Annotated in this window: 4 protein-coding genes; 2 read left to right on the forward strand and 2 right to left on the reverse strand. The window is 71.6% G+C overall.

What is annotated here, in order from left to right:
- Positions 1 to 10 precede the first annotated feature (10 nt).
- On the reverse strand, positions 11 to 2,239 hold the full coding sequence (locus P1P70_RS40175; RefSeq protein ID WP_319246772.1) for a molybdopterin oxidoreductase family protein: 2,229 nt from the start codon (positions 2,237 to 2,239) through the stop codon (positions 11 to 13).
- A 295-nt stretch (positions 2,240 to 2,534) separates the two neighbouring features.
- On the opposite strand from P1P70_RS40175, the gene P1P70_RS40180 reads away from it, so the two are divergent.
- Positions 2,535 to 3,020 (forward strand): hypothetical protein, encoded by a 486-nt coding sequence (locus P1P70_RS40180; protein WP_319246775.1) that lies wholly within the window; start codon positions 2,535 to 2,537, stop codon positions 3,018 to 3,020.
- Between the two features lie 114 nt (positions 3,021 to 3,134).
- Here the strand turns inward: P1P70_RS40180 and P1P70_RS40185 are convergent, their stop codons facing one another.
- A complete protein-coding gene (locus P1P70_RS40185) occupies positions 3,135 to 3,767 on the reverse strand; it encodes a vancomycin high temperature exclusion protein (protein WP_319246777.1) in 633 nt (210 codons plus the stop codon).
- Between the two features lie 352 nt (positions 3,768 to 4,119).
- Here P1P70_RS40185 and P1P70_RS40190 point away from each other — a divergent pair, with 352 nt between their 5' ends.
- Complete coding sequence (locus P1P70_RS40190; RefSeq protein ID WP_319246774.1) at positions 4,120 to 4,983, forward strand: sirohydrochlorin chelatase; 864 nt, start codon at positions 4,120 to 4,122, stop codon at positions 4,981 to 4,983.
- Positions 4,984 to 5,207: the final 224 nt, after the last annotated feature.

Below are 5,207 nucleotides of genomic sequence, written 5' to 3' on the forward strand. Positions count from 1 at the left end.
AAAAGGGTTTTTAGTTTTTTTTGCTTTTGTGTGGGCTCGGATATGTTTTTAAGGGACACGTCTTGAACTCCGGCATGCGGGAGGTGGGGTCGAGGGCGGGGTTGGTGAGGGTGTTGGCGCGGCCCTCGCCCGGCCAGTGGAAAGGCATGAAAACGGTGTCGGGGCGGATGGTGGTCGTGATGCGGGCCGGGGCCACGGCTCGGCCCCGGCGGGAGACCACGGCCAACGGGTCACCCTCCGCCGCGCCGAGCCGCTCGGCCAGCCGGGGGTGCAGTTCGACGAACGGCCCGGGCGCGGCGGAGTTGAGCTCGTCGACCCGCCGCGTCTGGGCGCCCGACTGGTACTGGGCGACCACGCGTCCGGTGGTGAGCAGCACCGGGTACTCGGCGTCCGGCTCCTCGGCCGCCGCCCGGTGCGAGACGGGCACGAACCGGGCCCGCCCGTCCTCGGTGGCGAACCGGTCGAGGAACAGCCGTGGCGTCCCGGGATGCACCCCGCCGGACCCCCCGAAACGCCCGCCCACACCCGGCACCGAGTCCGCTCCCGCGCCCGCCACCAAGTCCGCTCCCGCGCCCCGCACGGGCCCCGCTCCCTCGGACGACGACGCGGCCTCCCCCTCGGTCACCGGTGCGGGACAGGGCCAGAACACCCCGTTCTCCTCGGCCAGTCGGCGGTAGGTGATGCCCGAGTAGTCGGCGGGCCCGCCCGCGCTCGCCCGGCGCAGCTCCTCGAAGACCTCCTCGGCGTCGGTCGGGAAGCCCTTCTCGACACCCAGCCGGTCGGCCAGCTCGTGCATGACCTCAAGGTCGCTGCGGACCCCGTCGGGCGGCGTGATCGCGCGCCGCCGCAGCAGTACCCGGCCCTCCAGGTTCGTCGTCGTGCCCGTCTCCTCCGCCCACTGCGTCACCGGCAGCACCACGTCCGCCAGCTCAGCGGTCTCCGACAGCACGACATCGCACACCGCGAGGAAGTCCAGCGACCTGATCCGGTCCTCGATGTGCGCGGCGCGCGGCGCCGACACCACCGGGTTGGACCCCATCAGCAGCAGCGACTTGATGTCACCGCCGAGCGCGTCCAGCAGCTCGTACGCGCTGCGCCCCGGCCCGGGCAGGCTGTCGGGGTCCACGCCCCAGACCTCGGCGACGTGCCGCCGCGCCTCGGGATCGACCAGCTTGCGGTAACCGGGCAGCTGGTCGGCCTTCTGACCGTGCTCGCGCCCGCCCTGCCCGTTGCCCTGCCCGGTGAGGCAGCCGTACCCGGACAGCGGTCGCCCGGCGCGGCCCGTGGCCAGCGTGAGGTTGATCCACGCGCCGACCGTGTCCGTGCCCTTGGACTGCTGCTCGGGCCCGCGCGCCGTGAGCACCATCGCGTGCTCGGGCTCGCAGAACAGCCTTACCGCCTCGCGGAGTTGAGGAACGGACACCCCCGTGATCCGTTCCACGTACTCCGGCCAGTGCGCCATGGCGGCCGCCCGCGCCTCCTCCCATCCGCTGGTGCGCTCGCGGATGAACTCCTCGTCCACCCGCCCCTCGGCCACGATCAGGTGCAACAGGCCGAGGGCCAGGGCGAGATCGGTGCCGGGACGCGGGGACAGATGCAGATCGGCCTGCTCGGCCGTACGGGTGCGGCGCGGATCGATGACGATCAGCGTGCCGCCGTTCTCCTTCAGCTCGGTGAGATAGCGCAGCGCCGGCGGCATGGTCTCCGCGAGATTGGACCCGACGAGGACGACACACCCCGTCCTCGGGATGTCCTCCAGTGGGAACGGCAGCCCCCGGTCCAGCCCGAACGCCTTCATCCCGGCGGCGGCCGCCGAGGACATGCAGAAACGGCCGTTGTAGTCGATCTGCGAGGTGCCGAGGACGATCCGCGCGAACTTGCCGAGCAGATACGCCTTCTCGTTCGTCAGCCCGCCGCCGCCGAACACTCCGCACGCGTCCGGGCCATGTTCCGTACGCGTGCGGGTGAGCCCCTCGGCGATCCGGTCGAGTGCCTCGTCCCAGGAGGCGGGTTCCAGGTTGCCCGCCCTTCTGACCAAGGGACTGGTCAGCCTGACCCGGGACGAGAGCACAGCCGGGGCCGTTCGACCCTTGCCGCACAGTGCTCCCCGGTTCACCGGGAAGTCCGCGCGCTCCGTGACCACTACGACCCCTTCGGTCCCGTCCGCACCGGGCGTCAGGTTCATTCCGCACTGCAGGGCGCAGTACGGGCAGTGGGTGGGAGTCGCGGAGTTCGGCATACCGCTCAGCGTGCGTCGCACGTGTTACGTGCCGGGACGCCCCCCGTTACGCGACCGGCACGGGGACCTCCCGGCGGCGTCCGGCCCGGCGTGAGGAAGCCCGCCGTCGGATGTCGCGGTTCCGTCACCGTATGTGGTCGCTCCGCTGCTTTCCGTCCACGCGTGCGGGCCCCGCGTGCTAAGAACTACGGGCGCCACGGACACGGGGGCCGTGCCACGGGTCCCGTGTGGCGCACGACCTGTCACCCGGCCCGCACGCGGGCCGCAGGGGGAAGAGGACCACCTCGTGAACCGTATGCGCACCACCGCCGTCGTCCTGGGTGCCGTCGGCGCCCTGACCGCCACTCAGCTGGGCCTCGCCGGAGTCGCCTCCGCCGCGCCGCAGGCCGCCGGCTGTCCGATCGAACTCCGCTCGCCGAAGAACTTCACCCTGGACTCGAAGAACCGGGTGCAGGGCGGCCTCTACTTCGCGCTCAAGAACAAGAGCAAGAGCGCGAGCTTCAAGGACGTCAGCCTGAAGGTCAGCAACCCCGTCAACCTGACCTTCACCTACGCCACCGCCACCACGGGCAGCAAGATCACCAAGAGGACCTCGAAAGTCGCCACCGTCCACACCAGGAAACTGAAGGCGAAGGGCACCACCGGTCTGCGCATCAGCGCCTACATGACCAAGAGGTCGAAGCCCTACGAGGTCCGCTTCACCGTCCACGGCAAGACCGCCGCCGGCAAGACGTGGGGCTGCGCCGTGGACCAGGGCTGGTGGGGCAGCATCAAACACTGAGGCCCTCAAACACTGAGGCCCTTCAAGCGGTGAGGCCTTTCGAATACTGAGGCCCTTCGAACGTCGCGGCCCTTCGAACGTCGCGGCCCTTCGAACGTCGCGGCCCTTCGAGCGCTAAGGCCCTTCCGCAGGCGCCCGTCCCGCCGACGCGAGCGCCTTCTCGACCCCCGTTTCCTCCGGTCCGAGGAAGCGGGGGTCCGGCTCGAACAGGGCGTCCAGGGAGGCCTTGCCCGCCGCGAACAGCTCCCGGGTGGCACCGTAGTACCAGGTCGCGTCGTGCCGGTCCTGCACGCCGACGCCGTACGAGTCGACGCCCGCCTCCTCGCACAGCGCGACCGCCCGGCGTATGTGGAAGCCCTGGCTGACGAGCACCGCCCGGTCCACACCGAAGATCTTCTTGGCGCGGACGCAGGAGTCCCAGGTGTCGAACCCGGCGTAGTCGCTGACGATCCGGTCGTCGGGCACGCCGTGTTCGGTGAGGTAACCGCGCATCGCGTCAGGCTCGTCGTACTCCACGCGGCTGTTGTCCCCGGTGACCAGGACCACCTCGATCCGGCCCGACCGGTACAGCTCGGCCGCCGCGTCCAGCCGGCGCGCGAGGTACGGGGACGGCTCGCCCTGCCACAGCCCGGCGCCGAAGACCACCGCGACCTCCGTGCGCGGCGCGTCGGCCGTGGTCCGCAGCCGGTCGTCGGCCGCCGTGAACATCCAGGTCGACGGCAGCAGTGCCAGCACGCACAGCAGCATCACCGCCTGCACGGCCCGCCGCCGCCCCGCCCGCGTACGCGGCAGCCGAACGGCGCGCGCGACCCGCCTGATACGCCTCACTGCGCCCCCGTCCCCTCGGACCCGACCCGCTCATGTGTCCTGCGTGTTTCCGACTGCGTCCGGCGGACCCGTCCGTGCCCGCCCTCCCGACCAACGAAGACGTCATCCGCGGAGATCCGGTTCACCGCCCAGCGTGACAAGCTTCACTCGAACGAGTTGAAATACCAGGTCACGGAGGTTCACACACCCGTACCGCGCGCGGTGAAGCGCTGGTAAACGCCCGTCACCACCGTGCAACGGGAAGGCAATGTCCTCCCGGCACCATCGGTGCATGACGGCGACGACGAGCAAGTCGAACGCGGACCTCGACAGTACGGCGCACATCATGAACCTGATCAGTGACCAGCTGGCCACCCAGCTCAGCCTCGTCTCCCGCGACGGCACCCGGCGCCCCGCCCCACCGGCGCTCGTCCTGGTCGCGCACGGCAGCCGCGACCCGCGCGCCCTGGCGACCGTGCGCACCCTCATGGACCGCGTCCGCGAACAGCGCCCCGGCCTCGCCGTGCACCTCGGCCACATCGAGCTGAACGAACCCCTGCTCCCCGACACCCTCGCCGCCCTCGGCGACCGGGAAGCGGTGCTCGTCCCCCTCCTCCTCAGCCGCGGCTACCACGTCAAGCAGGACATCCCCGAGATGGCCGCCGCCGCCGAGGCCCGCACCCGTCTGGCCGCCCCGCTCGGCCCGCACCCCCTCCTCGTCGAGACCCTGCACGCCCGCCTCGTCGAGGCCGGCTGGCGCACCCGGATGAGCGAGGCGCACCGCCGCACGAGCGCCGTGGTGCTCGCCGCCGCGGGCTCCCGCGACCCCGAGGCCGCCGAGGACACCGGCCTGACGGCCCGCCTCCTCGCCGACCGCCTGGGCGTCCCGGTCGTCCCCGCCTACGCCTCGGCCGCCGCCCCCACGGTCCCCGAAGCCGTCCGCACCCTCACCGCCCAGGGCCGCACGCGCATAGCCCTCGCCTCGTACTTCACGGCCCCGGGCCGCTTCGCGAGGGAGTGCGCCGAGGCGGCCCCGGGCATCACCGCGGCCCCCCTGGGCGCCCACCCGTCGATGGCGAACCTGATCCTGCACCGCTACGACGAGGCACTGGCCGCCCCTGGAACGACAACGGAACGAGCCCTGGCAGTGGCATAGGGGTCGTGTGACTTCCGGCCCACAGCGGCGCCCCTCCAGGGGCGCGGGGCTGTCTCTATATGCGGCTCCGCCGCGTGGGCGCGACAAGCCACGACGCACCCGCACCCGCCAAAGAGCCGAACCCGGCAGACGAGTAGGCACCCTTTTGTCACCCCCTCCCCGTACTGTCGAATCATGGAAGGCACCACACCCCCCAGCCCTGCCACCCCGACCACCCACGACAC

The organism is Streptomyces sp. MB09-02B, assembly GCF_033794485.1.
Classification (GTDB): Bacteria; Actinomycetota; Actinomycetes; order Streptomycetales; family Streptomycetaceae; genus Streptomyces.